At 63.3% G+C, this 26,350-nt stretch carries 15 protein-coding genes and 1 tRNA gene; 13 read left to right on the top strand and 3 right to left on the bottom strand.

Features of this window, described 5'->3' with window-relative positions; genetic code table 11:
* The first annotated feature begins 32 nt into the window (after positions 1-32).
* The 5 genes from K0B96_RS15935 (at position 33) to K0B96_RS15915 (ending at position 6,916) form a co-directional block, all read left to right on the top strand.
* Positions 33-1,217, top strand: a complete 1,185-nt coding sequence (locus K0B96_RS15935; RefSeq protein ID WP_220161876.1) for a homogentisate 1,2-dioxygenase — start codon at positions 33-35, stop codon at positions 1,215-1,217.
* A 77-nt stretch (positions 1,218-1,294) separates the two neighbouring features.
* Positions 1,295-1,906 (top strand): flavin reductase family protein, encoded by a 612-nt coding sequence (locus K0B96_RS15930; RefSeq protein WP_220161875.1) that lies wholly within the window; start codon positions 1,295-1,297, stop codon positions 1,904-1,906.
* A gap of 237 nt (positions 1,907-2,143) precedes the next feature.
* On the top strand, positions 2,144-4,303 hold the full coding sequence (locus tag K0B96_RS15925) for a glycoside hydrolase domain-containing protein (RefSeq protein WP_220161874.1): 2,160 nt from the start codon (positions 2,144-2,146) through the stop codon (positions 4,301-4,303).
* Between the two features lie 82 nt (positions 4,304-4,385).
* Positions 4,386-6,440, top strand: a complete 2,055-nt coding sequence (locus tag K0B96_RS15920) for a PAS domain-containing sensor histidine kinase (RefSeq protein ID WP_220161873.1) — start codon at positions 4,386-4,388, stop codon at positions 6,438-6,440.
* Positions 6,437-6,916 (top strand): response regulator, encoded by a 480-nt coding sequence (locus tag K0B96_RS15915; RefSeq protein WP_220161872.1) that lies wholly within the window; start codon positions 6,437-6,439, stop codon positions 6,914-6,916. The genes K0B96_RS15920 and K0B96_RS15915 overlap by 4 nt, the downstream gene beginning before the upstream one ends.
* A 128-nt stretch (positions 6,917-7,044) precedes the next feature.
* Here the strand turns inward: K0B96_RS15915 and K0B96_RS15910 are convergent.
* Positions 7,045-7,130 (bottom strand) — tRNA-Leu (locus tag K0B96_RS15910).
* 220 nt (positions 7,131-7,350) lie between these two features.
* Here K0B96_RS15910 and nadD point away from each other — a divergent pair.
* Positions 7,351-7,929 (top strand): nicotinate-nucleotide adenylyltransferase, encoded by a 579-nt coding sequence (nadD, locus tag K0B96_RS15905; protein ID WP_220161871.1) that lies wholly within the window; start codon positions 7,351-7,353, stop codon positions 7,927-7,929.
* 6 nt (positions 7,930-7,935) lie between these two features.
* Positions 7,936-8,412: a ribosome silencing factor gene (gene rsfS, locus K0B96_RS15900; RefSeq protein ID WP_220161870.1), complete on the top strand. Its 477-nt coding sequence runs from the start codon at positions 7,936-7,938 to the stop codon at positions 8,410-8,412.
* A 66-nt stretch (positions 8,413-8,478) separates the two neighbouring features.
* Here the strand turns inward: rsfS and K0B96_RS15895 are convergent, their stop codons facing one another.
* On the bottom strand, positions 8,479-9,519 hold the full coding sequence (locus K0B96_RS15895; protein ID WP_220161869.1) for a DUF481 domain-containing protein: 1,041 nt from the start codon (positions 9,517-9,519) through the stop codon (positions 8,479-8,481).
* A gap of 322 nt (positions 9,520-9,841) precedes the next feature.
* Between K0B96_RS15895 and K0B96_RS17555 the strand changes: the two genes are divergently transcribed.
* The 5 genes from K0B96_RS17555 to K0B96_RS15870 all read left to right on the top strand — a co-directional run bounded on the left by K0B96_RS17555 (position 9,842) and on the right by K0B96_RS15870 (position 16,998).
* Positions 9,842-10,186, top strand: coding sequence for a prepilin-type N-terminal cleavage/methylation domain-containing protein (locus K0B96_RS17555; protein ID WP_220161868.1), 345 nt, complete (start codon positions 9,842-9,844; stop codon positions 10,184-10,186).
* A gap of 99 nt (positions 10,187-10,285) precedes the next feature.
* Positions 10,286-12,142 (top strand): glycosyltransferase family 39 protein, encoded by a 1,857-nt coding sequence (locus K0B96_RS15885; RefSeq protein WP_220161867.1) that lies wholly within the window; start codon positions 10,286-10,288, stop codon positions 12,140-12,142.
* Positions 12,143-12,177: 35 nt separating this feature from the next.
* A complete protein-coding gene (locus K0B96_RS15880; RefSeq protein ID WP_220161866.1) occupies positions 12,178-13,959 on the top strand; it encodes a glycosyltransferase family 39 protein in 1,782 nt (593 codons plus the stop codon).
* A gap of 14 nt (positions 13,960-13,973) precedes the next feature.
* Positions 13,974-15,422 carry a glycosyltransferase gene (locus K0B96_RS15875; RefSeq protein WP_220161865.1) on the top strand — a complete coding sequence of 483 codons (1,449 nt, stop codon included), beginning with the start codon at positions 13,974-13,976 and terminating at the stop codon, positions 15,420-15,422.
* Between the two features lie 73 nt (positions 15,423-15,495).
* Positions 15,496-16,998, top strand: a complete 1,503-nt coding sequence (locus K0B96_RS15870) for a hypothetical protein (protein WP_220161864.1) — start codon at positions 15,496-15,498, stop codon at positions 16,996-16,998.
* 156 nt (positions 16,999-17,154) lie between these two features.
* On the opposite strand, the gene K0B96_RS15865 is transcribed toward K0B96_RS15870, so the two are convergent.
* Positions 17,155-20,016 (bottom strand): SdrD B-like domain-containing protein, encoded by a 2,862-nt coding sequence (locus K0B96_RS15865; protein WP_220161863.1) that lies wholly within the window; start codon positions 20,014-20,016, stop codon positions 17,155-17,157.
* A gap of 555 nt (positions 20,017-20,571) precedes the next feature.
* On the opposite strand from K0B96_RS15865, the gene K0B96_RS17550 reads away from it, so the two are divergent.
* A complete protein-coding gene (locus tag K0B96_RS17550) occupies positions 20,572-26,313 on the top strand; it encodes an autotransporter-associated beta strand repeat-containing protein (protein ID WP_220161862.1) in 5,742 nt (1,913 codons plus the stop codon).
* Positions 26,314-26,350: the final 37 nt, after the last annotated feature.

Below are 26,350 nucleotides of genomic sequence, written 5' to 3'. Positions count from 1 at the left end.
ACAACCGGAACCTAGCCAACCGACACCACGCCATGCCGCACTATGTAAAACTGGGAGAGATCCCGCGGAAGCACCACATTCGCTTTCCGCGCGCGGCGGGCGAGAGCTTCAAAGGCGAAGGGCTGCACTACGAGCACATCGTCACGACGGAGGGTTTCGACCGGGCTTACTCGATTCTCTATCACCGCAAACCGCCGACACGGGTGAAGAGCGTGGAGCTGCTGCGCGAGATGGCGCCGCGGGCGGCGGGGCCGGCACCGCTCCGGCACCATCATATAAAGACGGCCGACCTGCCGCGGCGGGGCGATCCTTACACGGGACGCGTGCCGATTTTTTTCAACGCCGACATCACGTGTCATCGTTGCCGGCCGGCGACGGCGATGGCGGAGGGTTACGAGTTCTACCGCAACGGGCAGAGCGACGACATCATCTTCGTGTGGCGCGGCGGCGGATGGTTGGAGAGCAATTTCGGACGTCTGCGCTACCGGCAGGACGATTACATGGTGATTCCGCGCGGTGCGATTTATCGCCTCGTGCCGGATGACGTGACGCATGAGGACTATTTGATTTTGGAGTCGGCGCACCCCGTGCGCATCCCGGCGCGCTATCTGCATCCGGAGGGGCAGATCCGGCTCGGCGCGCCTTACAGCGAAAGGGATTTTCATGGCCCGACGGAGCTCGCGGTGCGCGACGAGGAAGGCGACTTTGCGGTGTTGCTCAAGGATCGGGCGCGGCTCACGCGCGTGGTGCTGGCGAGTCATCCGTTCGACGTGGTCGGGTGGGATGGCGGCGTGTATCCGTTTACGTTTAATGCGAATGATTTTGAGCCCATCACGGGCACCGTGCATCTGCCGCCGCCGATTCATCAGACGTTTGAAATCAAAGGCTATGTGGTCTGCACCTTCGCACCGCGCTGGCTCGATCATCATCCGGAAGCGGTGCGAGTGCCGTGGGCGCACGACAACAGCGAGGCGGACGAAGTCTTGTTCTACGTGCGGGGAAACTTCGGGTCGCGCAAAGGGATCGAGCCGGGGTCATTCACGTTGCACCCCCAAGGCATCCCGCACGGGCCGCATCCGGGAACGACGCTGGCGAGCATGAACGCGCAGCGCACGGAGGAACTGGCGGTGATGTTCGACACGCAATTTCCGCTGCAGCTCACCGAAGAAGCCCTCGGGCAGGACGACGCGGCGTATCCGTTGAGCTGGCTCGGATGAAGACGCCGCGACCGGCCTCGCGCGCACCCGATCGGTCTGTGTTTGCCGCGGTGACTGCGGGGCGTTGACTTATTCTCGTGATCATCGATCTCCCCTCTCTCCCGGCGCGCGAAGCGTATGCATGGATGACCAGCACCATTCTGCCGCGGCCGATCGCGTGGGTGTCGACGGTGGCGCCGGACGGGAGGACGAACCTCGCGCCGTTCAGCTTTTTTCAAGGGGTGACGGCGAATCCGCCGACGTTGATGTTCGTGCCGGTGAACACGCGCCACGGGGTGAAGAAGGACACGTTGCGCAACATCGAGGCGACGCGCGAATTCGTGGTGAACCTCGTGAGTTTTGCGCAAGCGGAGGCGATGAACGCGACGGCGGCGCTGCTGCCCTACGGGGAGAGCGAATTCGGGGCGTTTGGCATCGCATCGTTGCCGGCGCAAAAGGTGCGGCCGCCGCGGGTGGCGGAGGCACCGGTGAGTTTCGAGTGCGAGCTTCATTCGATCGTGCCGATTGGCGAGGGGCCGCTGGCGGCGAACGTGGTGTTCGGCCGCATTCTTCTCGCGCATGTGGCCGATGCGGTGGTCGGGACCGATGGGAAAGCGGACGCCGAAAAACTCGATTTGATCGGGCGGCTGGGTGGTGAGAGTTATACGCGCACCCGGGAGCAATTCGCGCTGAAAAGACCGGATCGGTGAAGGACGCGTGGCGGGCGCGGCGCCGCGGCTTTTCGATAAAGCATTCACGCGTTGGCGCGGGGGCGATTGGCTGTCGGACGGGAGATGGGAGGAGCGCACGAAGCAAAAAGAGAAAGTCAGAGTGGCGGCGATCGGAGCGATCAGCGACGTGGCGGCGGGGTGCGAGGAGGGCAGAGAATTGCGGAGGGAGGCGGTTTCCCGGTTGCGCGCGGGCGCCGGGGCGCTTCGCTCGGGGGCGTGAAATCCATTCGTGGCGTCTGGCTGGGCGCAGGGTTGCTGGCGCTTTCGGCGGGGGCGGCTGACTTTCCGAGGGCGCGGCACTTCACGCCGGAGGCAGTGGAGTTGCGCGTGCGGGGGGCGGATTTTGGCAATGTGTTGCGCGACGCGAAGGTCACGGCGTCGAGTTACGACACGGAGCAGCGGCCGGAGTATGTCGTCGATGGAAAGCACGACGATGCGGTGCTGCATTGGGGCGCGAAGAAACTGCCGGCGTGGGTGGCGTTGGAAATGCCGGAGGCCCGGCGGATCGCGGAGCTGCGTTTGTGGATGCTGGCCGGCGGAGTGCGGCGGCAGACGTTTTTCATCGAAGGTTCGAGCGACGGCGCGACGTGGACGACGCTCGTCGACCGGCGCGAAAATCAGGAACCGGCGACGCCGGCGGGCTTTCGCTTTGTGCTGCCGCAGCCGGTGAAAGTGCGATGGGTGCGATTGACCGTCGTGAGCAACTCGAAGGCGGACGACGGTGCGATGGTGCATGAGATCGCCGCGTATGCGGCACCTGATGATGGGCGTATCGCGGGCGCGGTCGGCGACTTGGGGACGCGTTACGACGGCAACTCCCTGCCGGGGCCGGCGGCGCCGACGGCGTGGCGGGCGACGGGTTGGCGCGGCGAGCGGGTGCACGGACAGTTCGTGGTGTGGAGCTCGCCGGAGCGGCGGGGGTTGCGCGCGGAGGTGTCGGCCTTGCGGACGGCGGGCGGCGCCAAGCTGGACCCGCGGGCGGCGCGGGTGCGCGTCGTGCGGCCGGTGCTGGCGGATGGCGCAGCGGCGGGCGATGTGCTCGATGCGGCGGAGCGGGTGGATTTGCCGGCCGGCACGCTGCGGGCCTGGTGGCTGACGGTGGCGGTGCCACGCGACGCGACGCCGGGCGTTTATCGGGGCGAATTGACGGTGCGGGCGGATGGCGCGGAGCCGCGCGTGTTTCCGCTGGAGCTGGACGTGCTGGTGGCGACGTTGCCGGAGCCGCGCGCATGGGCGTTTCACCTGGACGTGTGGCAACATCCGTGGGCGATCGCGCGCTGGCACGATGTGGCGCCGTGGAGCGAGGCGCACTTCCGGTTGATGCGTCCGTATCTCGTCGAGCTGGCCCAAGCGGGACAAAAGGTGATCACGACGACGATCACGCCGCGGCCGTGGGGGCGGAGGGATTACGATGACTACGGCACGATGGTGCAGCACATCCGGCGAGCGGACGGTTCGTGGCGTTTCGATTACGAGGTGTTTGACCACTATGTGAAATTTGCGATGGCGTGCGGGATCACGCAGCAGATTCACTGTTACTCGCTGCTGACGTGGGGCGGACAATTTGCCTACACGGACGAGGTGACGGGCGACGAGCGGGCGTGGGCGACGGAGCCGGGCGAGGCCGCCTACGCGGACTATTGGGGTCCGTTTCTGGCGGACTTTGAGAAGCATCTCGCCGCGAAAGGTTGGCTGGAACGCACGCGGATCGCGGTCGACGAGGCTCCGGCTCCGATGATGAAAGCGATGATGGACGTGTTGCGCACGCACGCGCCGCGGTTGCGGGTGGCGCTCGCGGGAAACCAGGCGCCTTCGCACTACACGGGCCTCGAGGTGGCGGATTTCAGCATCATCCTCAACCACGTGAACGACGAACTGGTGCGGGACCTGGCGGCGCGCCGCGCGGCGGGGCGGACGACGACGTTTTACATCTGCCTGGATCCGCCGCGGCCGAACACGTTTGTGACGAGTCCGCCGGCGGAAGCGGTGTGGCTGGGTTACTCCGCGGCGGCGAACGGCTTCGATGGGTTGTTGCGCTGGGCGTATACGACGTGGCCGGAGAATCCGTTGCGCGACACGAGTTACTGGGGGCATCCGCACATCCGCTACCTGCCGGCGGGCGATACGTTTTTGATGTATCCGGGGCCGCGCAGCTCGATCCGTTGGGAACTGTTGCGCGACGGCATCGAGGAAGCAGAGAAGCTGCGGTTGCTACGCGCGCGGGGTGGAGGAAAATTGCCGGCGGCGGTCGCGGCGGAGCTGGCGGGTTTTGCGGATCCACAAAAGCTCGGCGATGGCGCGGCGGTGGCGGCGCAAGTGGAAGCGATGCGGGCGGCAGTCAACGCGGCGGCGCGCGCCGGCGGCATCAGGCCCTAAGGGGTCTGCCAGCGAGGGAATAAGGGCGGCCGTTGGTCGGCGGACTTGCAGCGGCCGCGGCGGCCGGCCAAAACGATCAAAGATGCAGCCACTGGCTTCCGAATCCACGCCGCCGCGGCCCGCCGCTCATTGGTTAAAATCCAAGGGTGCGCTGGGCCGGGAGATCGAGGCGCTCGACTGGGCGAAGACGGCGTTTGGGCCGCTGGCGACCTGGCCGGAGGCGTTGCGCTTCGCCGTCAATTTCACGATGGGCGCAGGGGCGGCGACGGCGGTGATCTGGGGGCCGGAATATCGGATGCTCTATAACGATCGTTACCGTGAGATCCTGGGGGCCAAGCATCCGCGCTCGCTGGGCAGCCGGGCGCCGGAAATCTTCCCGGAAGTGTGGGAGGAACTCCGCCCGCTTTTTGAGCAAGCCTACCGCGGCGAGGCGGTGCTCATCGAAGACATGGCGCTGATGCTGGACCGCGGGGGCGTGAGCGCGCCGGCTTATTTCTCGGGCAGCTACAGTCCGATCTACCACGACAACGGCGAGGTGGCGGGTTTCATTGCGACGGTGGTCGAGACAACCAAGCGCATCGCCCTGGAAAAGGCGCGCGCGCAAGAATTCGACACGATTCTTTCGGCCATCGCCGATTTCGCCTACAGTTTTGATCGGGAGGGGCGGTTTGTGTATATGAATAAGGCGTTGCTGGACTTGTGGGGGTTGCCGCGGGAAGAGGCGGTCGGGAAGAATTTCTACGAACTGAAACATCCGGACGAGCTCGCGGCGCGCCTCCATAAGCAGATCGAGACGGTGTTTGTGACGAAGACGCAGGTGCGCGACGAAACGCCGTTTCTGAGTCCCACGGGGGTGGAGGGCTATTACGAATACATCTTCAGCCCGGTATTCGGGGCGGATGGCTCGGTGATGTCGGTCGCGGGATCGACGCGGGAGATCTCCGCGCGCAAGCGAATGGAGCGGGAACTGCAGGACGTGCAAACGCGGATGGAGGCGGCGTTGTCGGCGGGCGCGATCGGCACCTGGTCCTTCGATGTGAAGAAAAACGTGGTGGTGGCGGACCGCATTCTCGCGCGTTTTTTTGGAATTTCGGAGGAAGAGGCGCGGGGTGGCCCGATGGAGCGATACGTGAGCGCCATCCATCCGGAGGACCGCGAGCGGGTGAGCGCGCGAATTGCGCAGGCGCTGGAGGATGGGCAGAACTACGAGGTGGAATACCGCGTGGTAGGGACGGACGGCCGGCTGCGCTGGCTCGTGGCGCGCGGTTCGGTGCAACGCGATGGGAACGGCGAGGCAGTGAGCCTGCCAGGGATGGCGCTGGACGTGACGGAGCGGAAGAAGCTGGAGAACCAAATCCGTGCGACGATCACCGACTTGGAGGCGGCGAAGGCGGAGTTGGAGCGGCAGGCAGCGGCGCTGGAGGAAACCGTGGCGGAGCGGACGGCGCGGTTGCGGGAAACGGTCACCGAGCTGGAGGCGTTTTCCTATTCGATTTCGCACGATTTGCGCGGACCGTTGCGGGTGATGCAGAGCTTCGCGCAGGCGTTGCGGGAAGATTGTGGCGCGGAGCTGAGCGATGTCGGGCAGGACTACATCCGCCGGATCGTAGCGGCGGCGGCGCGGATGGATCGCGTGATTCAGGACGTGCTGGTGTTCAGCCGGATCGCGCGCACGGATCTGGCGTTGGAACCGATCGCGTTGGAGGAGTTTGTGCCGAGTCTGCTGGAGGGTTATCCGGCGTTTCACGAGGCGAAGGCGGACATCGCGATCGAAGGGCATCTGCCGACGGTGATGGCGAACGCCGCGGCACTGACGCAATGCCTGTCGAACTTGATCGGCAACGCGACGAAGTTTGTGGCGCCGGGCGTGCGGCCGCAGGTGGTGATCTCGGGGCGGGTGGAGAACGGTCGGGCGTTTGTGGCGGTGCGGGATAACGGCATCGGAATTCCCGCGAGCGGGCATGAGTCGATCTTCGGCGTGTTTTCGCGTCTGGCTTCCGGTTACGAAGGCACGGGAATCGGGCTGGCGATCGTGCGCAAGGCCGTGGAGCGAATGGGGGGCGCGATCCACGTCGAGTCGGAGGTGGGGCGAGGAAGCACGTTTACTTTCGAACTGGCAGCGGCGACGCCGGCATGAGCAGCGAACCGATTCTCGTGCTGTATGCGGAAGACTCGGGAGATGACGCCTTCCTGATGCAGCGAGCCTTCAACAAGGTGAAGTTTCCCGGGACGCTGAAACTCGTGCCGCACGGGCAGGCAGCGATCGAGTTTCTGCGCGACGCGGCGGGCGAGGGCGGGGGGGAGACCGTCCGGCCAACGCTCGCGTTGCTCGACGTGAAGATGCCGTTGGCCGGCGGGATCGAAACGTTGGAGTGGATTCGCGCCCACGAGCCGTGGAAAACCATGCCGGCGGTGATGCTCACGTCGTCGAGTCAGGAAATCGATGTGGAGATGGCCTATCAGCGAGGAGCGGATTCATATTTGGTGAAGCCGTCCAACTTGGATGATTTTCGCGAGCTCGTCGCGGCACTGGCGAAATTTTGCCTGGAAGGACGGAAAGACGTGTTGCTCAGCCTGCCGGGGGCAATCCCGCCTCCGAAACGAAAGCGTTGATCGCGGGGCGTGCGCGCGGGTGGGATGGCGGCGGCGATTTGCGGGGGATCACACCCGTGGGCGTGCTCGGGCTGCTGCGGTCCCATTTGTCCGGATTCCGTCCGGAACACTAAGCGCACCTCTGCCATTGGTGCCCGGGGCGGGACTCGAACCCGCACGCTCTTACGAGCAGGGGATTTTAAGTCCCCAATGTCTACCATTCCATCACCCGGGCGCAGGCGCGCACTTTCGGGGCAGAGGCGCAGCGCCGTCAATGCCAGCGTCGCGCACGCCGAGCGGGCGCGGTCGCCGTGGTTGCCGCCGAGACGGTCGCGTCCGTGCCTCGAGAAGGTGTTGATCGTGGCCGAAGTTGAGTGGACGGGGGCGATCGTGGCGGGCGGAGGTTCGGAAATCGCACTTGCTGAGGGAAAGAGGGCGGCCCACGGTCCGCGCGAGTGAAAATTGGTTTTCTCGGCGGCAGTTTCGATCCCGTGCATTTCGGGCATTTGTGCGCAGCGCAAGATGCCTACGAGCAATACAAGCTGGATCGGCTGTTTCTCGTGCCGGCAGCGCAGGCGCCCTTGAAGCCGACCGATGTGCAATCGTCGTCGGAGGATCGGCTCGCGATGCTTCGCGCCGCCGTGGAGTGGGACGGGCGTTTCGAGATCCTTGATTACGAGCTGCGCAAGGGCGGCGTGAGTTACACTATCGATTCGGTGCGCCATTTCCGGGAGCAGTTTCCCGACGACGAGCTTTATTGGATCATCGGCGGCGACCAACTGCCGAAAATGCATTTGTGGAAGGATGTGGAGGAGCTGGCGAAGCTGGTGCAATTCATCTTTCTGGAGCGTCCGGGGCATCCGATTCGTGCGCAGCCCGACATTCTCGGCCTGCGGTTGCACCGCTGCGACGGCCATCTCATGTCGATCAGCTCCACCGAGCTGCGTGATCGCGTGAAGCGCGATCTCTCGCTCGATTACTTTGTCCCGCACAAGGTGATTGTCTACATCCGGCAACACGGTCTGTATCGCTGACGCGGAATGAAACCCAAGAAATCCTCCTCTCTCGAACTCGTAACGTTGTGCTGTCGCGCGCTCGACGGGAAAAAAGCGGAGGCGTTGCGTGTGCTCGATGTCAGCGAGCTTTCGACGATCACCGATTATCTCGTGATCGCCACGGGTGGCTCGGAACCGCACTTGCGAGCCTTGCGCGTGGAGCTGGAAAAGGCGGTGGATGCGGCGAAGACCCACATTCTCGGCATGGACACCGCGCAGGAGAGCGGCTGGCTCGTCGTCGATCTCTTCGATGTGATGGTGCACATTTTCCTGCCGGCGCAGCGCGAGCACTACGGGCTTGAGCGGTTGTGGAAGGATGCGGCGGAGTTGCCGGTGGCGAAGTTGCTCGCGCCGCCGAAGCCGGCTGCGAAGCGCCGTGCAGCCACCGCGAAGCCTGCGGCGACCGCGGCCAAGCCGCGTGCGACGGCAGCGAAGCCGCGCGCGAAAAAGCCCAAGAAGTAAGCGCGGCCGTCGAGGCGGCGGGGGAGAGGCGTGCGCGGTGGCTGAAAAACGCGCGGCGCGGATGACCTAAAAAGCGTAGCCGATCGAGCTCGTGATGCGCTGGTCGGCGCGAGCGGTGAGATCGGCGATCGTCGAATCGTATTCGTATTCGTAACGGATGTTGAGCGAGATCCGCTCGTTGAACTTGCCCTGCAACGTGGTGTTGAAGTGCAGTTTATAGCTGCGGGTGTCGGTCTCGGAGATCAATTTGTTGCCGGAATAGGTGGCGATGCCACGCGACTCCGGGGCGTAAAGTGCGCCTGCTTCCTGCAACAGCGTGAAGTGGCCATTGATTTTGTAAGTGTAATCCTGAAACAGCTCGCCGAGGTAGGCGAGGCTCTGTTCGAGATCGGTCGCCGCGCGATATTGCAACGTCACGCCCGCGCCGACGGAGGCCGTGTGGCGGGGACGGCGGAGGAACTTGTAACCGATGCCGGCGTTTTGCTCGAGGTCGTAGTCGATGCCTTTGATGGTGTCGGAGGAGTAGCTGGAGACGGTCTGGCCGAACATCGTTTCGGAGAGTTCGTGCCGCCACCGGAAGCTGGCGTCCTGGCGGTCGGAGGTGACCGTCGTTTCGCTCTTTCCGTAGAGGTAACGTCCGGAGAGGCGAAGATTGTCCGGGCCGTCGGTGTGTTCGGCATCGGCACGCAACGAGATGTTGTTGGCGTTGGCGCGGCCCTGCTGATTGGCGAAGCCGAATTCGATTTTGCCTTTCCATTTCGGAGAGGTCGTCTCCGTGGCCGCGGGCACGGTGTCGGCGGTCGGCGGGGCGGCCTCGGGACTGCTGGCGGAACTCACGGCGGGTTTGGCGGGAATGGGCGGAAGTCCGGCGAGCGCTTCCACCGCTTTGTCGTCGTCGGCCACGACCATCGCTTGTTTTTCGCTGACGACGAGGTCGCCGAGCAAAGGCGAATAGAAGTGGATTTTACCGCGGTCGCGGCTGATCAGCGTGCCGGTGATGCGGTCGCCGTTGGCGAGTTTCAATTCCGCGGCGCGCAGCGGAACAGCGGCGAGCAGCAGAAAGAAAAGCGCGCGCCCGAGGTGGAAAAAGTCGAAAGATTGCTTCATAGGAGACTCGCCGCCGCCGAGCGCGTGCCCGGGCGCAAGCTCCACCCGAATTTCTCCAGATTAAAATGAGCGACGGCGTCCGCGGCGCGTTCTCCGGCCAGCGAAAACTTACAGGGAGAAAGTCACCGGGCGTTGGCAAGACTCGATCGAAAAAAGAGCGGAAAATTTCCCCGCGGGGTGTGGGCAAGCCGCGGGGAAGGCGGGCGGCGCGAGGATTATTAGCAAGGTTTTGACCTTGCCCGGTCGGAACTTATGTCGCTATGTCAGCGCCCACTGCTCGCGTTTGAGCATCGCATATCATAAATAATATCATCCCAGCACTATGAACAAAGGTAATCGGGGCTTCACCCTCGTTGAAATCATGATCGTTGTCGTCATCATCGGCCTCTTGGCCGCCATGGCGATTCCGGCGTTCCAAAAGGTTCGCCAGTCCTCGCAAGACAAAGCCGTCTTGAACAATGCCCGTCAGCTCTCTGGCGCGGCGGACCAATACTTCCTCGAGAACGGTGTCTCGACGGCGGCGTTGAGCGACCTCGTGGGTTCGGACAAATACGTGAAGGCCGTCAACACGGTGGCCAGCGAGTCGTATCCGGCGAACTATACGCAAGGCGTGACCATCACGATCTCGGGTGTGGCCGGCCAGCGCACCGTCACTTACGCCCCGTAAGAAATCGGTCGGTTTGATTTACGAAGCCGTTCGCCGACCGCGAACGGCTTTTTTTTCGACAACGCGTCGCGGTTCGCGTGCGTTCGTCGGGTCATCCAGATGAATTCGCTTCTTCGCCACCGCTCCTTGTGGCTTTTGTCCGGCACGGCTGCGCTCGCGCTGGTGCTGGGTTTTCTGACGTTCACGCCGGATCAGAGTATGCAGCTCGTGATCTACGGCGGCTATTGGGCCTTGTTGCTCATCACGGTGTTGTTTGGGTGGGCGCTGTGGCGGGTGCTGCGCCCTGCAGCGGAGCGCTGGCGGGAGCTGCGCGGGGCGAGAAAGTGGCCGGCGGTCCTGGTGCTCGGGTGCGGTCTCGTGCTGCTCGTGCAAGAGAGCTTTGGCTTCAAGATTCTCATGGACGAGGTGATGTTGCTCGGCACGTCGATGAGCCTGCACTTCGACAAGACGGCGCTCGTCCCCACGCGCGGGCACGACATCCAGGGGGCGTTTCAACTCTTGAGCGGACAACTCGACAAGCGTCCGCTGTTTCATCCGTTTCTGCTGTCGCTGCTGCACGATTTCACGGGTTATCGGCCGGAGAATGCATTTGTGCTCAATGTGCTGCTGACGTTCACGCTGCTTGGGCTCGTGTTTCATGTCGGCCGACGACTCGGGGGGATGGGCGCGGGCGCGGCGGCGGTGTTGTTGCTCACCAGTCTGCCGTTGCTCTCGCAAAACGCCACGGGCGGTGGGTTCGAGATTTTGAACTTGGTGATGATTCTGGTGAATGTGGCGCTGGCGCTGCGCTACGCGGAGCGGCTCGACGATGATTCGTTGAACGCGTTGTGCCTCGCGGCGGTGTTGCTGGCGTTGACGCGTTACGAATCGGTGCTGTTTCTGCTGCCGATCGCCGCGGTGATCGCGTGCGGTTGGTGGCGTCAACGCCGGCTGCAGTTCACGTGGGCGGTGTGGGCGACGCCGCTTCTGCTGCTGCCGGTGGCGTGGCACAACCGCGTGTTTTCGGCGCGCGACTCCGCGTGGGAGCTGGCGGGGCAGCCGGGTGCGGCGAAACCGTTCGCGCTGCGCTACGTGCCGGACAACATCCAGCACGCGCTTAATTTCTTCTTCGATCCGAGCGCCAACCAAGGCAATTCGCTGGTGCTTTCGGTGCTCGGATTTCTGGCGCTGCCTTTCCTGTTGCTCTGGTTGGTGAAAATCCTGCGCCGGCCCGGGGCCAATCCGGCCGTGAGCGTGGCCTTTGCGTGGATGGCGGTGGGCTTTCTGCTCCACGGCGCGCTGATGATGGTCTATTTTTGGGGCAAGTTCGACGATCCGGTGATCCGGCGCCTCAGCCTGCCGGAGAATCTGTTTCTCGCGCTGGCGGTGATTGTCGTGGTGGCGGAACTCGCCCGCCGCGCGGTGGCGTGGAGAGTGCTCATCGGGGTGGTCGTGGCGGGCATGTTTTTCTCCTCGCTGCCCGCCATGGCGCGGCACGCTTATTCGTTGGAATACTACGTGGGCCGCGAGACGGCGTGGCGGCGGGAATTCATCGCGGCGCACCCGGAGCGCGACTATCTCGTGATCGATGCGAACTCGATCATCTGGATCACGCATCTGGTTTCCAGCACGCCCGTGCTGCAGGCGCTGGAGCACAAGGATCTGCTCATCTTCAATTTTCAAAATCGCACCTTTTCCAACATCTATGTTTTCCAGCGCTTCGACGTGGATCCGAAGACGGGGGCACTGACCGTGCAGAAGGATGACGACATCGGGCCGGACTACCATCTGGCCACGGTGCAGGAGCGGCAGTTTTCGCCGATGCGGTTGAGTCGGATCAGCCGAGTCACGGCGATCGACGGCGGCCCGACGACGCCGCCGACTGAAAAGCCGGTGCCGCTCGAAAAACTTTCGCGCGAAGAACGCGAGAAAGTGCGGCAGGCGTATTTCGAGCATTTCATCCAAGAACTGCCGTGACAGAGCCGGCTGCTGCAGTCTCATCGCTTCGGCGCTTGCTTGCGCGAGCGGACGTGCGGCTGGCGTGTTTCGGGCTCGCGGGTGTTGGCGCGGTGTATCTGGGGTTTCTCGGGTTGTCGGTGATGACGGCGGAGGCGGTCGTAAAGCGCGGAGGCTATTACGTGATGTTCGTGACCTTCGTGCTCTGCGGCGCGGTCTTGTGGCGTTGGTGGCGGCGCCGTTCCGCGGTGCGGGAGGGGTTGACGGGGCGGCAACGCTGGCTGGTGGCGGGCACGATCGCGGGGCTCTCGCTGCTCGCGATCAACGCGGAGCCGTATCGCAGCAAAATTCTCAACGACGAGTTCGTGCTGCAATCGACGGCGTTCAACATGCATTTTTTTCGCGAAGTCGCGACGATGGTGCGGGGCTACGAGGTGGAAGGAGTTTTCATCTCGACCAACAACTACCTCGATAAACGGCCATATTTTTACCCGTTCGTCGTGTCGCTGGCGCATGATCTCACGGGCTATCGGCCGCTGAATGCCTATGTCGTCAACTCGCTGCTGCTGCCGCTCGCGCTCCTGCTGGCCTTTGTGGTGGGGCGTCAACTGACGGGTTGGCGCGGCGGATTGCTGGCGGTGCTGTTGCTGGGCGGACTGCCGCTGCTGGGGCAGAACGCGACGGGCTCGGGAATGGAGTTGTTGAATGTGGTGATGATCCTGGCGACGCTCGCGATCGCGGGCGCTTACCTCGCGCGGCCGTCGGAAGAAGCGGTGGCGGCGCTGGCGTTGACGGCGGTGCTGCTGGCGCAGTCGCGCTACGAATCGGCTCTTTATGCCGCGCCGGTGGCGGTCGTGGTGCTGCTCGGTTGGTGGCGGGCGCAGCGGGTGATTCTGCCGTGGGCGGCGATTGTGGCGCCGCTGTTGCTCATTCCGTGCGCGCTGCAAAACAAGGTGCTCTCGAATTCGCCGCTGTTGTGGGAGCTGAAGGAGGAAACCACGACGCGGTTCAGCCTGAGTTATCTGCAGGACAACGCGATCAGTGCGGCAAAGTTTCTCTTTAACACGAGTCCGGAACTCGCGAACTCGCTCCTGCTGTCCGTCCTGGGTGGATTGGGGATGGTCTGGTTGGCATGGCGCGCCTCGCGGCGGCGGCGCGGAGGGCAGCCGTGGAGCGGGGCGCAATGGGCGTTGTTATGCTTTTCCGCGGCGATCGTGGGCAACACGGTGCTGGTCTTTTGCTATTACTGGTCGAGTTTCGCGGACCGGATGGCGTCGCGCTTCAGCCTGCCGCTTAATCTGCTGCTGGCATTTGCCGCGGTGTTGCTGGTGGCGGGAATCGAACGTCGCGGACGGGCGCTGACGTGGTTGTGCGGCGCGGCTGCGTGTTTCGTGCTCGGGGTGACGACGACGCGCTACGCGTTTCACTATTACTCACACTTGGGGATCGATGAGATCGAGTGGGAGCGGCGTCTGGTGCGCAGCCTGCCGGCAGGAGAGCGGTTGATCATCACGAACAAGTCTTCGTTGCCTTGGCTGCTCGAGGAACGTCCGGCGATCATGATCGATCGAGCCAAGTTGGTGGCGGATCGGCTGCATTACCAGTTACAGCGGCCGAGGTTTCACGAAATACTGGTGATTCAGTCACTGCGCCCCGCTTCGGCGAACGGCGATCATCAGTTGGTGCCGGAAGAGCTGCTGCCGGAAAGCTTCAAGCTGCAGTTGCTCGCCGAAAAGCGGTTTGGCACCAAAATCGACCGCGTCAGCCGACTCGTCGCGATTGACCCCGCGCCGAAACCTCCGTCGGCGGTCTCGACCAAGGGGGCGGGGTCGTCTTGAGTCCGCCGCTCGCCATGTCTTCCGTAACAGAAACCGCTTCCCCGGCCACGTCGCCCATGCGCGCGCATTTCGACTGGGTCGCCACCCACGACGCACGGGCGCGGCGGATCCAAGGCGGGTTTCACGCGCAGCTCCGGGCTTTGTTTCGCCATCGTATCCCGGAAGGTGAGCGTGTGCTGGAGTGTGGCTGCGGGGCGGGCGACTTGCTGGCGGCACTGCGCCCGGCGCGGGGCGTGGGCGTCGATTTCAGCGCGGCGATGGTGGCAAAGGCGCGGGCGCGGCACGCGGAGGCACCGGCGCTGACATTTCAGGAGCACGATATCGAGGCCGGTCCGATCGCGGAGACATTCGACCATATCGTGCTCGATTATCTGACCGGTTACGTGGGCGACATCCAGGCGGTGCTGCAACATCTCCAAGCCTCGGCGCACGCCCGCACGCGGCTGCATGTCACTTCGCTGAATACGCTCTGGCGCGGGCCGCTCAGACTCGCGGTGGGGGCGAAGGCGGTGATGCGCCAGCCGCCCAGCAACTGGCTCACGCACTCCGATTTGTTCAACCTGCTCGAACTCGCGGATTGGGAAGTGGTGAGCTTCGAGCGCGTGCAACTGCTGCCGTTTCAAGTCCCGCTGCTCTCGGCGTTTTTCAATCGCTTCCTGGTGCGTCTGCCGCTTGTGCGGCATTTCGGGATCACGCTGATGATCACGGCGCGTCCGCGGCGGGCGCCGGAGTTGCGCGGCGCGGTGTCATGTTCGGTGGTGGTGCCGGCGCGAAACGAATCCGGCAACATTGCAGCGGCGCTGGCGCGGATCCCGGTGCTCGGTCGGGGCACGGAGATTATTTTTGTGGAAGGCAACAGCCGCGACGACACCTGGGCCGCCATTCAGCGGGAGGTCGCTGCGTATCATGGACCGCATCACGTGCGCATGATGCAGCAACCGGGGAGAGGGAAATGGGATGCGGTGCGCACGGGCCTCGCGGTGGCGCAAGGCGATGTGCTGGTGATTCAGGATGCCGACCTCACCGCGCCGCCGGAAGACCTGGCGAAGTTTTATGCGGCGGTGGCGTCGGGTCGGGCAGAGTTCGCGAATGGCAGCCGGCTGGTCTATCCGCGGGAGGAGAAGGCCATGCGTTTCCTGAATCTGTTGGGGAATAAGTTTTTTGCGCTCACGCTGAGTTATGTGCTCGGGCAGCCGGTGAAGGACAGTCTGTGCGGCACCAAGATGATGTTGCGCGCGGATTACGAGAAGCTGTGTCGCCGCATCGCTCCGTTTGGGGACTTCGATCCGTTTGGCGATTTCAACTTCCTCTTCGGCTCGGCCCTGCTGGGTTTGCGCATCCGCGATATTCCGGTGCGTTACCGTGATCGCACCTACGGCGAGACGAACATCTCGCGTTTCCGGCATGGCTGGGTGCTGCTGAAAATGACGTGGTTCGGCCTGCGCAAATTGAAGTGGCATTGAGGAGGCCTTGATTGTTGCGGGAGGGAAACGCTCCGGCGTTGCGTCGTGCAAGCCGGTCGCGCTTGCTTGAGGCATGAAAGGGTGGCTTGGCGACTTGGCGCGCACGGCAGGCGCGCTCTGGTATTGGAACGCGCGCAAGAGCGTGTTCGTGCTGCGCGGCCGGAAGGGGCAATGCCCGTGCCACAACCCGTCGGATTCCGGCCGACCCTTTGAGACGGGCTGCGAAGGCGCGGCATTCTGGAATGACCCGCAACGGTTTCAACGCCGGGTGTGCCCGCTCCTGGCGCGCAATCAGCGCGGGGAGTGGGTGTGCAGCGTCAGCCCGGCCGGCGTGCGACCTTTCTGGGGCCGCGCGGCGGTTTACTACGGCGGGGCGACGCTGGGAGTGGTGCTCGTGATCGGAACGGCCGGCTGGGGTGCCGCGCATGCCGTGGGTTTGCGCGCATCACCGCGGCAGATTCTCTGGCCTCCAGCGTGGCATGAATTACGCCAGGTGCGGGCGGAGTATTTTGTCGAGAAGGCAGAGACACTGCTGGCGCAAGGCCACCCGCAGGAAGCGGCGCTGTCGCTGACGACCGCCTACGAAATGAATCCGGACAGCTACGCGATCGGGATGATCGTGGCTCAGTTCTATTGGACGTGGCGGCCCGATCTCGTTGACGGAGTTTACGCGCATCTGGTGCAAACACATCCGGAGCATCACGACGAGACGACGCAGGTGTGGCTGCGCAGTCTGCTCGCTCGCGGTGACTTGATGGGCGTGGCGAAACTGGCGCGGCAGGAGCTCGCGCGACAAGACGGAGACCCTTCGCCTTGGACGCATGCCTTGATCGTGGCGTCGCGCCTGCTGGAGAAGCCGGAACTGCTCGACGATGTGGCCCGGGACCCGATCCCAGACGCCGTCAAAAGCGTGTTGACGTTGGAGGCGCGCACGCAACGCATGCCGCCCGATGCGGCGCGCGATCTGCTCTTTTTCGGGAGCACGCCGAGTGCTTTCGCCTACGCCAATTTTCACCGGATCGACCGTTTGATTGAGCTTGGTGCGCCAACGGAGGCGCTGACGTTGTTGGAAGAATTGCGGAACACGATGAAGGGACGGGACGTGCTGCGGTTGGTGCTGGCGGCGCACGCGGTAGGGCACAACCGAGCGGCGTTGGAGCGGGAGGCCCAGCAGCTCGTCGCGCCGGAACGCGGCGCTGGAGCGACGGGAGTTACGGTGCTGGCGCTGCATCTCATTGCCTACCCGGACCCGGATCTTTTGACGCTGTGCATCACGGCGTGGCGCCGCTTGCCACGCGCTCCCGCCGAGGGCCGCGATGACGCCACGGAGGCACTGTATTTTGCCGCGATTTTGGCGGGAGCGAAGGAGGATTTGCCGGAATTGAGAGCCGCCTTGGTGGACGCCAAACGGTCAAATCCGATGAGTTTGAACCGGGTGGAGGAATTGCTGCGACAACGGGCGGTCGACTGGCCGGTGCAAGCGATGCTGCCGTTGGTGCAGCCGATGTCGCTGGAACTCAACTACGCGCTGTTGGAAAAATACTACGCGTTGCAGCAGGCGAGCGAGCGCCGGTAAGGCTCGAAAAACAAAGAGGCGAAGAGAGCGGGCGGGCGACTGCGCGATTTGCAGAGGAGGAGCGCAAGGAAGAAGGCCGCGGTCGCAGGCGATTCGCGGACGCAAAAAAGGGCGGCCGGAAAGGCCGCCCTTGGAAGGGATGAGAGAGCTACAGGCTTACGACGAGGGGCCGTTAAGGCAGCCGCGTGATTTATTGTAGGACGAGAACCAATCCCGGCAGTTGGAAACGTAGCTGCTCGAGTAGCTGTTGCAGTTGTTCAAGGTGTCATCGCCCCAGCTGATGAAGCGGGCCGTGAGATCCTTGTCGCCGTTCAAATAGCAGCCGTTGGCGAAGTTGTATTTGGCGGCGAGCAATTCCTGGGAGAGGCCGTCTTTGCACTGCGAGCTGCGCGAGCCCAGGTTGGAGCACGCCGTCTTCATCGAGATGTTGCGGTGCGGGGTGTCGTCGCACGCGATCCACTTCGTGTAGTTGTTCAGCGTCTTGGAAGGAATCTGGCAATTGCGGTCGCGGCCGGAAACGGCGTTGGACACGTTGCATTGCCAGTAATCGCGGGTGTTGCAGTAGGCGTTCATCGTGCGGATACACGAGAAGTTCAGCCCGAGGCCGATGACGGGCGCGCAGACATCCTTGGTCGAAACGGTCACTTTGCGGCTGCCGGAATCGCCGGAGGGCGTCGGCTTCATGCCATTGGTGGGAACGGCCGTGACGGTGTAGGTGCCGGGCGCGACGTTCGCGAACGTGTAGTTGCCGCAGCGGTCCGTCGTGGTCGTCGCGATCACTTGGTTCGAGGCGTTGGTCAGCTTAACGGTGACGTTCGCCTGACCGGACTCGCGACAATCGACTTTGCCGTTGGCGTTGACGTCGTAAAACACGTTGCCGGTGATTTTCTTCGGGCAAACGATGACGACGTTAAAGGTCTGGGTGGCGGTCGCGGTGCCGACCCCATCTTTGGCGGTCACGACGATCGTGTGTGTGCCGGCGGTCTTGACCACCATCGTGGCAGTGCCGTTGGCGACCTTGAGATTCGGGGAGGAGGGACTGACGGTCAGGGCAACGCCGTCGAGCTTCGCGGTGAGCTGGTTGATCAATCCGCCGCTGTAGTTGCTGGTGCCCGTGAAGGTGAGGGGGATGCTCAGGCACTGACCGGAGGTCATCGAGAACGTCGTGTTCGGCGCGGGGCTTGTAATGACGACGGTCGGCGGGGCGACGTAGCGGCTTTGGATGGTGAAGGAAATCGACGCGGTCGCGGATTTGCCGGAGCTCGTGGTCGTGCCCGTGAGGGTGTAGGAACCTGCGGTGAGACCGTACAGGGTGCCGGTGCTCGTGACGGATTGTGCGGTGCCGAGGGCGGGGGAGTTGGTGGAAATCGTGACGGGCGTCGTGCCGTTTAAGAGACCGGTGACGGTGTCGACGGTGAAGCCATTGCTGGTGCCGCTGACGAATTTGAAGGCGACGTTGGTCGAGTTGCAGCCCCAGCCCAAAGTGATGACCGTGCCATTAGTCGGAGCGGTGATCGTAATCGTGGGTTGCGGATCCACGACATTGATGGTGAACGTCGAGGTGGCGCTCGCGTTGCCGTAGTCGTCCATCGTGGTAACGCTCACGGTGTGCTGACCTGCCTCGGTGAACGAGAGATCGATGGCGCCTGTGGCAGTCGGTGTATCGAGACCGGTGACGGTCGCATCGAGCGGGGTGTCGGAGCCATCGAGGAAGGCGAGGACGGCACGAATCGCGCCTCCTTTGGCGACACTGTTGGCGGTGTAGTGCAGCGGCACAATATACGGCGCATCATCGACGTTGAAGGTTTTGACGGTGCCATCGGCCGGGGTGTCGATCACGACGACCGGCGGCGGGGCATCGGTGACGATAACGGTGAAGTCGTTCATGTCCTGGGCGCTATCGACAGAGTTGTTCGCGTGCGCCGTGACCGTGTGGGAACCGACCTTGACGAGCATCGTGCCACCGGACTCCACGGTGGGACTGCGGAGGTTGTCCAGGGTGTTGACGGGCGTGCCGTCGACATCGGCATCGACATGTAGAATCGGATACGTCGGTGAGGCGGTGGCGGTGAACGTCAGCGGGATGCTGGCGCGGCCCTGCGCATCGAGGGACGCGTAAGGTACGGTGAATTGCTGTTCGTCGTAGGGCGAATTGATGACGACCTCCGGAGGCGTGGCCGGGTCCTGACCGGTGGTAACAACCGTGAAGGTGTTGGTGGCGGTGGCGGTGCCGGCGGCGTTGTGGGCGCGCACGGTCACGACATGCTGACCGGGATTCGTGACGAGGATACTGCCGGTGCCCGTAACGCTCAGGGTGTTCAGGGTGGCAAGGGAGTTGATGGTTACCGAGCCGGCATCGCCGTCGACGTCGTAGCTGATGCTATCAACCGGGCTGGGGTTCGGGCCCGGTCCGATGGCGGTGAACGTAAAGGGAACCGCGACCGGCATCTGCGAGATATCGACGCTCACGGTGCTGTTGTTCGCCGGCGTGGCGATCGAAACTTGCGGAGGGGTGAGAGGCTGGGCTGCGGCGGTGACGGTGGCGTTGATGAAGGTCCCGACATTGCTCAAGCCGAGCAAGGGGTCTTCCGGCCAACCCACTGCGACGATCTTGTAGCCATAAGAACCGGCCACGGCGTCAGCCGGCAACTGCATGGTGACGGTGACCGTCAGCGACTGATTCGGAGAAGTGAAAACAAGGGGAGCGGGAGAGACCGTGACGTAAGAAAGAGCTTTGGCATCGGTGACGCCGTTGGGCTTTCCGTTCGGCGTGACGGCGAAGAGAACGGGCGTGGAGACGAGATGATTCCACGGCGAGGTAAGTTGGAACGTATACGACCGCGTGAACGGCAGCATATCTTGAATCTGAACGATCGATGGCGTGTAGCCCACGACTGGCGTAGGATCGGGATCCTGCGCCCGTGCAACAGGCGTTGCTTGTATCCATGCTGCGCATGCGAGGACGCTGAGCAGGGTGAGTCTGAAGGATGAAAACTTGCGCACGCTGGATAGTTTCATGGGTCGAAAAGACGTAGTGACTAGGGTAAGTTGCGTTCCCTGATAGGGTGTTGTCCCCAGAAGTCGACGGTAAAATGCCGCTGAATCGAAAGTTTTTGTCAAAGTTACAACTGAAAGAGTGGGCGCTCGCGGTGCCGTGGACGATGCCGTTTGGGTTATAACGTCTGATGCGAGAAAGCCTGAAAAACGACTTAACCGTCCAAGTCGAATCTGACTGCGGGGAGCCCCGTTGCTTGAGTGACTGTCGTTGTATGCAGCAGAGGTCTCGCGACGTGGGATCGCAGCAGCCACGCCCACGGAAGAGGCGTCCTCTTCGCGCTCGGGCCCAGCCTAAGTCGTGGGCGGAAATCCACTCGCGTCTAGGGTTAAGACCCCAAGAAAGACATTGACGAAGGGGCCATTCAGATCCAGATAACTAGGGGTATCTCCCCGGCCATGGTCCCATTTCGTTTACTCCACGGGTTAACGCTCACGCGGCCGAAGAGTCGCTTTGAGACGATCACCCGTGTCTGTGCGAAGGAGAGAGGGAAAATTCAGAAGGCTCTACTGTCGGTGATGTTATTCGCAGGTTTGGTCGGCCTCACCACGAGCGCGCGCGCGCAACTTTATTTCGACGTGACGAGTGGCAGTGGTCTCGGCACTGCCTCCGGGAGCTATAATTGGGATACTTCGACCTCGTTGTGGAACAATAATTCTTCAGGCGCAGGCACTTGGGGCGCATGGACCAACGGTAGCGCCGCAGTATTCAACGCGGGAAACGGCAGTTATAGCCTCAACACCGTCACAGCCTTAACGGGGGCCAACATAACGGTCAGCCAAGGCGATGTCACCATCTCCGATGGGGCCGGCTCGTATCAGCTGTCCGCCAACTCGACCTATAACATAACTGGCAGCCTGACTTTCAATGAAAGCATCGGTCAGAATGCTTCCGGCCGCACCTTGACCAAATCGGGCAATGGCGCGCTAACGCTCGCGGGCAATAATACGTTTTCGGGCGCGCTGACCTTAAGCGCCGGCACGCTCAACCTGAACAGCGCCACGGCGAATGGCGGGGGTGCGATGGCCATCAATGGAGGCACGCTCGACAATACAAGCGGCGTCGCGGTGACGCTCACCAACAATCCTTCGATCACGCTGGGCGGCACACTCACTTTTGCGGGGACCAATGATCTCAATTTGGGCACGGGTGCCTTCAGTCTTGGAGGGGCTAATCGCACTTTCGCGATTAACGGCAGCTCGCTCACGATTGGCGGCGTCGTCAGCCAATCGAGCGGAAGTCGTAAGCTCACCAAAACTGGCGCCGGCACGCTCGTATTAACCAACGCCGCCAATACTTACACCGGGGCGACCACTATTAACGGCGGGACGCTTTCGGTCAGCAAACTAGCCGCCGGTGGCGCGGCATCGAGCATTGGAAATTCCACCAACGCTGCCGGCAATCTGGTGATAAACGGGGGCACTTTGAAATATACGGGTGGCGGCGATGCGACTAACCGGCGGTTTACATTGGGAGCGAGCGGCGGTGCACTCGATGCTTCCGGCTCCGGCGCCATCACATTTAACAGCACCAATGCCGTCACGTTTGCGGGCACCAATGCGCGCACCTTTACGCTCAGCGGTTCCAATACGGACACCAACACCCTCGCGGCCAGCATCGGCAACAACACGGGCGCGACGTCGTTGACGAAAACCGACGGCGGCACGTGGGCGTTGACGTCCGCCGCCAGCAGCTACACCGGCGTCACGACCGTGGACGGCGGTGTGCTGCAGGTCTCGAAACTCGCGAACGGCGGATCGAATTCCAGCATCGGCGCTTCGTCCAACGCCGCGGGGAATCTCGTGATCGATGGCGGGACGTTGCGCTATGCGGGCACAAGCGATACGACCAACCGGCTTTTCACCGTGGGCGCGGGCGGCGCGACAATCGAAGCCGCGGGGAGCGGCGCGCTGAGTTTTACCAACACCGGCAGCCTGGCGATGAGCGGCAGTGGAGATCGCACGTTGACGCTCGGAGGCGCCAGCACAGCCAATAATACGTTGGCCTCCATCATCGCCAATCCCGGCACCGGCACGACGTCTTTAATCAAAAACGATGCCGGACTGTGGCTGTTAACCGGGACGAATACTTACACGGGACCTACGACCATCAATGGCGGCATTCTTCAGACCACCGGCAGCAACCGCATTGCGGACGCTTCCGACCTGATCATCGGCGCTGGGGGCACGTTCCAGTTTGATTGGGGCGCCAACAGTGAAACCGTCGGGGCGCTTTCCGGCTCAGGCACGCTCTCGATTCGCGGCAGCAACTTCACGACGTCGACCGCCGCCGACACCACGTTTTCGGGCACGATCACCGACAGCTACGGCACCTTTCACAAGGCCGGCACAGGCAACCTCACGCTGACGGGTACCAACACTTTTACCGGTCTCACCTACGTCGATGGCGGCACCCTGACCCTGGGAAACAGCGCGGCGCTCGGCGGCTCAACTTCGGGCAATGTCATTGCCAATGGGGCGACGCTGGCGCTTCAAGGCGGCATCACCGTCAACGAGGGGAGTTTCAGCGTGCAGGGCACCGGCGCCGGTGCAGTGGGAGCCATCTACAATCTTTCCGGCAACAACACCCTCAACGCGACGCTCAACCTGGCTGGGGCCACGACCATCGGCTCCGCGGCCGGCACGCTGACGCTCGGCAATCTTAGTTTGAGCTCAGACCTCACCTTCGAAGGTGCCGGCGATTTTGCCACCAGCGGGTCACTGACCTCGACGGGAAGCCTGATCAAAAACGGCAGCGGCACGCTCACCCTCTCCGGGACCGGCGCCAACTCCTACGGCGCGACAAAACTTAATGACGGCACGATCGTGCTCGCAAAATCCGCGACGCTGAATGCGCTCGGCCAAGGCGCGATCACTATTGGTGACGGCGCGGGAGGTGCAGGTTCGGCCATCATCCGCTTGGCCGCGAATGACCAGATTGCTGATTATGCGCCTTCTATCTCTTTCGATACGGACGGCCGCCTCGATCTCAATGGTTTCAACGAAAGCCTGAATGTCATTTCCGGCACTGCCGGGCAAATCACACTGGGAAGCGGCACTTTGACTCTCGGGGTCAGCTCGGGATCATCCACCTACGGCGGCACTATTGCGGGGAGCGGTTCGTTCATCAAGAGCGGCACGGGCACCGTTACGTTTAATGGCAGTGACGCTAATACCTACAGCGGCACCACGACGGTGAATGGCGGTATCTTGGTGCTCGCTAAATCTGGCGGCGCCACCGCGGTCGGAGGCAATCTCGTGATCGGCGACGGCAGTGATGTGGACACCGTGCGGCTTGATGCCGCCAACCAAATCGCGAGCACCTCGGCCGTCACGTTCACCGCCGGCGGCACGCCCACGCTCAACCTCAACGGCTTCGCCCAAACGCTCGGTTCCATCGCCAGCACTAATTCCAGCGCGGTGATCGCTTTCGGTTCTCCCGGCGGCGCCACCGATTTCACGGTCGGCGACGCCACCAGCACGGCCTACGCGGGCACCTTCTCCAGCGGCAACGCCAACGGCCGCCTCGTGAAGCAGGGAACTGGCACCCTGACGCTGTCAGGCACGAGTTCTGGTTACAGTGGCCCCGTGTTGGTCAATCAAGGCACACTAAAGGTGCAGAGCGCAGGCGCACTGGGCGCAGGCACCGCGGGCACCACCGTCGCTTCCGGCGCCACGCTGCAACTCGACAGCGTGCTGGCTCCGTTCAACGGCACGCTCACGCTCTCCGGCACCGGGGTCAGCGGTGTCGGCGCGCTTTATGGCACCGGCGGTAACAACCGCTGGGAAAGCAACATCACCCTCGCCGGCGACGCCACGATCGGCACCAACGCCACCGGCTACCTCGCCCTCGGCCTGACGACCACGCGCTACAACCGCGCGCTCTCCGACCCCAGCGGCACGCCCACCGACCCGACGACGCTCAGCCTGGGCGCCAACACGCTCACGCTCACCGGCACCACCTCCGCCGCCAACCACATCGCCACCTATATCAACGCGCAAGTCACCGGCACCGGCAACCTCGTCATCGCGATGACCAACGCGACCGACACCGTGCGCATGACCAACAACTACAACCCCACCTTCACCGGCACCACGCAGATCAACAACGGCATCCTCAGCCTCGCCACCCTCTACAACACCTACCCCGCCGACCCCGCGCACCCGAACTTCTTCGCGATCAACGGCCCCGTCGTCATCGGCGACGGCACCGGCGCCGCCAACTCCGCGCAACTCACCATCCAGGCCAACACCTCGATTCTTTACGACGAGATGATGAACTACACCACGCCGATCACGCTCAAAAGCGACGGCCAGTTCAGCCTCCTCGCCGCGCAGACGATCGGCGCCCTCACCTTTAACGGCGGCAATATCGACCTCGGCACCACCGGCAGCCTCTTTCTCAACGACGACGTCACCGTCAACGCCTCCGCCGGCCACACCGCCACCATCACCGGCTCCGGCACCAGCGCCTTGAGCCTCACCATCCACCAAGGCCCCGTCCCGGTCCCCAACGCCACCCGCACCTTCAACCTCGTCGGCGGCGCCGGCAACACCAGCGACCTCACCATCGGCGCCCTCATCTACAACGGCTCCATCGTGAAGACCGGCGCGGGCACGATGACCATCACCTCCGATAATCACGCCGGCTACGAAGGCACCACCACCATCAACAACGGCACCCTCGCCATCACCAACAACAGCGCCCTGGGCCAGTCCGACGGCACCGACACCTCCGCCACCCTCGTCAACGGCAACGGCACCACCAACGGCACCCTGCAGCTCTCCAACAACATCACCGTCACCAACGAAAAACTCACGCTGAACAACACCGGCTACGGCAATAACGGCGCTCTGCGCAACCTCTCCGGCAACAACACCTGGAACGGCGAAGTCGTCGTCAACGACGCCCGCACCCAGTCCGACGCCGGTCTGCTCACCCTCAACAACACCGTCACGATCAACACCGCGTTGGAAGTCACCGGTTCGGGCAACACCACGATCAGCGGCCCCGTCGGCGGCGCCACCGGCACCCTCACCAAGAACGGCACCGGCACCCTCATCGTCTCCGGCACCAACACCTACGGCGGCGCCACCACGATCAACACCGGCGTCCTCAGCCTGCAAAGCAACGCCGGCCTCGGCGCCGCCACCGGCGGCACCACCGTTTCCGGCAGCGGCGGCGCGCTCGAACTCAGCAACGCCGCACACGGCAACCTCACCACCAGCGCCGAACCCCTCGCCTTGAACGGCACCGGCATCAGCGGCAACGGCGCCCTGCGCAATGCCGCCGGCAACAACACCTTTGCCGGCCAAGTCACGCTGCAATCGGCCGCCCTCCTCACCGCCAACACCGGCACCACGCTCACCCTGAGCGGCGGCGTGACCAGCGCCAACCAGGCCGCCACCTTCGGCACCACCGCCAACAACGGCAACATCACGATCACAGGCAATCTCACGAACGGCAGCGGCAGCCTCACGAAGGCGGGCTCGGGCACCCTCGCGATCAACGGCACCGGCACGAACACCGCTGGCGCGACCCATCTGAATGCCGGCAAGATTTCAGTGGCCTCTGGGGCCACGCTGAACACCGGCGCCTTCGATTCTGCCGTCAGCACCACGTTGATCATCGGCAGCGGTGGCACTGTCGTCTCCAATTACGCCAGCGGCAGCACCACGTTCTCCGGCGCGATCGACGGCACCGGCGGTGGTACCTTTCAGAAAGACGGCGCCGGCACGCTCGTCTTTGACCACAGTTTCAACGCAGGCACGGGTTCGACGCTCGTCTTGAACGGCGGCACCCTTTCACTCGCCAGCGCGGCGAACATCACCTTCGGCACGATCCACATTACCGCGGACACCGTCCTCGATTTTAACGGCACCAACGGCACCGTGCTGTCGTCGGCAAATCTGATCATCGACGCCGGGGTCCACATCACGGTCAACAACTGGAAGAGCACCGCCAACCAAGTCACGCAAAGCACTGTTTGGTATGCGACCAGCACCGTGAACAGCGGCACGTTGAGCGGCGCGGATCATCTCGGTAACACCCCTCTTAACCAGATTACGTTCACCAACTACGATGGGATGACGACCACTTGGGTCGCGGGTAATCACAATGGCTGGTTCGATCACGAAATCCGCCCTACGCCTGAACCGGCGACCTATGGTGTCATTTTCCTCGGCGCAGGCCTTGCTTTGGTGACGTGGCGCCGAGTCCGCCAGCGCCGCCGCGCCGCGCGCAGCTCGGCCTCGGTTTAAATCGTGCCACCTTGCGCGGTTGCGCGAGGAGGGCCAA

Origin of the sequence: Horticoccus luteus, from assembly GCF_019464535.1 — a bacterium.
GTDB classification, from domain to species: domain Bacteria; phylum Verrucomicrobiota; class Verrucomicrobiia; order Opitutales; family Opitutaceae; genus Horticoccus; species Horticoccus luteus.
This window is presented reverse-complemented; position numbering and strand designations above follow the sequence as displayed.

Excerpts from the sequence above, each read along its gene's own strand:
- K0B96_RS15935 (WP_220161876.1), top strand. The coding sequence starts at position 33 with ATGCCGCACTATGTAAAACTGGGAGAGATCCCGCGGAAGCACCACATT.
- K0B96_RS15920 (WP_220161873.1), top strand. The coding sequence starts at position 4,386 with ATGCAGCCACTGGCTTCCGAATCCACGCCGCCGCGGCCCGCCGCTCAT.
- K0B96_RS15915 (WP_220161872.1), top strand. The coding sequence starts at position 6,437 with ATGAGCAGCGAACCGATTCTCGTGCTGTATGCGGAAGACTCGGGAGAT.
- rsfS (WP_220161870.1), top strand. The coding sequence starts at position 7,936 with ATGAAACCCAAGAAATCCTCCTCTCTCGAACTCGTAACGTTGTGCTGT.
- K0B96_RS15895 (WP_220161869.1), bottom strand. The coding sequence starts at position 9,519 with ATGAAGCAATCTTTCGACTTTTTCCACCTCGGGCGCGCGCTTTTCTTT.
- K0B96_RS17555 (WP_220161868.1), top strand. The coding sequence starts at position 9,842 with ATGAACAAAGGTAATCGGGGCTTCACCCTCGTTGAAATCATGATCGTT.
- K0B96_RS15885 (WP_220161867.1), top strand. The coding sequence starts at position 10,286 with ATGAATTCGCTTCTTCGCCACCGCTCCTTGTGGCTTTTGTCCGGCACG.
- K0B96_RS15875 (WP_220161865.1), top strand. The coding sequence starts at position 13,974 with ATGTCTTCCGTAACAGAAACCGCTTCCCCGGCCACGTCGCCCATGCGC.
- K0B96_RS15870 (WP_220161864.1), top strand. The coding sequence starts at position 15,496 with ATGAAAGGGTGGCTTGGCGACTTGGCGCGCACGGCAGGCGCGCTCTGG.
- K0B96_RS15865 (WP_220161863.1), bottom strand. The coding sequence starts at position 20,016 with ATGAAACTATCCAGCGTGCGCAAGTTTTCATCCTTCAGACTCACCCTG.
- K0B96_RS17550 (WP_220161862.1), top strand. The coding sequence starts at position 20,572 with ATGTTATTCGCAGGTTTGGTCGGCCTCACCACGAGCGCGCGCGCGCAA.